Annotated in this window: 2 protein-coding genes; both read right to left on the bottom strand. The window is 45.9% G+C overall.

All coding sequences use genetic code 11. The annotated features are described in order from the left end of the window. Positions 1–1068, bottom strand: a 1068-nt coding sequence (locus tag WEIDD23_RS02840; protein WP_062358743.1) for a CynX/NimT family MFS transporter, incomplete at its 3' end; no start/stop codon positions are given. A 106-nt stretch (positions 1069–1174) separates the two neighbouring features. After that, the gene (locus WEIDD23_RS02835; RefSeq protein ID WP_197458782.1) at positions 1175–2074 is read right to left on the bottom strand and encodes an alpha/beta hydrolase; all 900 of its coding nucleotides are present in this window, start codon (positions 2072–2074) and stop codon (positions 1175–1177) included. Between the last annotated feature and the right edge of the window lies 1 nt (position 2075).

Genomic DNA, 2075 nt, shown 5'->3' with positions numbered 1-2075 from the left:
AAAACCGTAACCGAATAGCGTTGGTCCAAAGGCTGCCAATAGGTATCCCCCTGATTGGGCCATTCCTGACAATTCCGCCGTTCGGGTTGGGGTCGTTGTCTTAACTGAGAACATCGTTAACAAGTACGGGAACAGCGCCCCACCAGAGAAGCCCATCAATAGGTTAACAACCAACCAAAACAGGAACCCATGGCCATTAAAGAGCATCATACCCACACCAATAAACGCTAATGCTGAAAAGCCGACCATCACCCAACGACGGGTTTGGTTGCCCCAACGAGTAAACGCGGTTGGCAACACAAACGTCAGTGGCAATGTAATCAGCGTAAAGATTCCTGATAAGTAACCAGCTGCTTCGGCCGACAAACCCGTTTGTTGCGCCATTGTTGGTAACCAAGCCATGGCCGTGTAGTAATACAGCGATTGTAAACCACCATAGGCCAACAAATACCAAGCACGCTTATTGCGCCAAATTGAAGTATGCGCCCCGTCTTTTGGTCGTGCCTCCAAGACGTGGTTGTGCTTAACGTTGGGTAACCAAACCACAAACGCAATCACAATAATCACTGACAAAATCATAATCAGTGTCTGCCAATTCGTGGCCTTAACAATTGGCACCGCTAGTGATGACGCCAAGATAGTGGCAATTGTCATCGCTAACGAATACGTTGACGTATAGCGCCCAATTTTTGTTGGAAAGTTGGCAACAACTGCACTAGGCAACAACACGTTCAACGTCGCAATGCCGACCCCGATTAACACCGTCCCCAAGAACAGCAATGGCATTGACGCAATTCGCATCAATGAACCAATTGCCATCAACAAAACAAAAATAGCAAACGACTTCTCGATTCCCCATTTTTGACCAAACTTTGGCGCAAACGGTGAAACAATCGCAAAGCTTAATAAGGGAATTGTTGTTAAAATACCAAGCGAACTGACTGATACGCCAAGTCCCTTCGCAACATCGCTAATAACTGGCGGAATTGACGTAAAGGGAATTCGTAAAATCATCCCCATCATCACAATTCCAGGCACCAATAGTGGTGACTTTTGCTGTTCATCCATAAATAATATCTCCTCACACAATACACCGCTCTCTAAAACGGCATTTCCCAGTGTAGCGTAACAAAAAGCGCTACACAACAACGTGTAGCGCTTCACTTACATGATTTTACTTATCATATTTAGCCAGGAAATCAGCAACCTTTTGCTCATACTTCGCTGGATTAGTCGCATATGATTGGACGTGCTTAGCGCCTGGCACCAAGTACTTTTCCTTTGGACCATTTGACGCTTTGTACACTTGGTTCAAATACTTCGTTGGCACAAACGTATCATTACCACCGTGAATAAACAACATTGGTCGTGTATTCTTGGCGAGTAACTTAACTGAGCTAGCTTCAAAATAATCATAACCAGCCATCACCTTTGAGTAGGTTGATACAATCGGCACTAGCCCCTTGGCCAACCAATTTGGCATGCCGTACATATCACCAGCTTGGTAGTAAATTTCATCCGCAACAGACGTATAACCTGCGTCTTCAATGTAAGCTGAAACTTGCTTAGGTGGGTTCATCCCAGATAGCATCATGGTCGTAGCCGCCCCCATTGAAGCACCCATAACCGTGATATCGCTATCTTGACCATTCTTACTAATCACTTGGTTAATCCATTGATTGTAGTCCTTGGCATCAAGGTAACCAAAACCAATGTACTTCCCACCAGACTTTCCGGCCGCACGATCATCTGGCATCAAGACGTTGTACCCCATGCGGTGGAACATTTCACCGTATGGCGCCATTGCCTTGTGATCAACACCAAACCCGTGAATCACAATCGCGGTCTTATTCGTCTTCTTCGCAGCAGGCACATAGTTACCAACTAACTTCGTGCCATCCTTAGCAGTCAAATGCCACGTCTGAGCATCCAAATCAAACCAGGCTTCTTGTTGTTTGTATAATGGATCCTTCTTCGTTAATACGCCACTACCGACGAAATCCTTCTTCGCACGGACTTCAGCAACGTGGAAGAAGTAGCCACCAGCTGCTACAACGAGCACAATCAAAACCACA

Source organism: Weissella sp. DD23, from assembly GCF_001579105.1.
GTDB lineage: Bacteria > Bacillota > Bacilli > Lactobacillales > Lactobacillaceae > Weissella > Weissella cibaria.
Note: the sequence above shows the minus strand (reverse complement) of the source record. Positions and strands in the feature narration are given on the sequence as shown.